The sequence below is a fragment of the Streptomyces sp. DH12 genome, from assembly GCF_020873895.1.
Lineage (GTDB): Bacteria > Actinomycetota > Actinomycetes > Streptomycetales > Streptomycetaceae > Streptomyces.
Map to the genome: position 1 here is coordinate 1 of NZ_JAHWGT010001750.1, position 380 is coordinate 380.

Annotated in this window: 1 protein-coding gene; it reads right to left on the minus strand. The window is 77.4% G+C overall.

Translation table 11 applies throughout. The annotated features are described in order from the left end of the window. Window positions 1-380 (minus strand): LpqB family beta-propeller domain-containing protein (locus tag LPA54_RS42050; protein ID WP_228985592.1); only part of this gene is annotated, 380 nt, incomplete at both ends.

Consider the following 380-nt stretch of genomic DNA (forward strand, 5'->3'; position numbering starts at 1 on the left):
GGGGCGGGCGGGGTCGCGGTCGGCGACCCACAGGCCGCCCTGGGCGTCCCAGCTCGGCGGGGTCAGCCGGTCCTGCTCGGTCTTGCCCTGGCTGCGCAGCACCGGTTCGCCGAGGGTGGCGCCCTGCGCCAGCGCGGAGACGAACAGCTCCTGGCCGTTCAGTCCGACCCCGGCGGCCGTGCGCTCGTCCCGCGCGACCGCGACCGACCGCAGGCCCTGCTCGCCCTGTCCGAGCGCGCCGGGAGCCGCTTCGGGGTCGGCGCCGGGGCTGCCGGCGGCGATCCGGACGAGCTTGTGCTCCCTGTCGAGGAAGTACAGGTGGTCGGGCTGGTTGAGCGCGCCCCGGGTGGCCACGGTCTCGGCGCCGTCCTGGGTGAGGG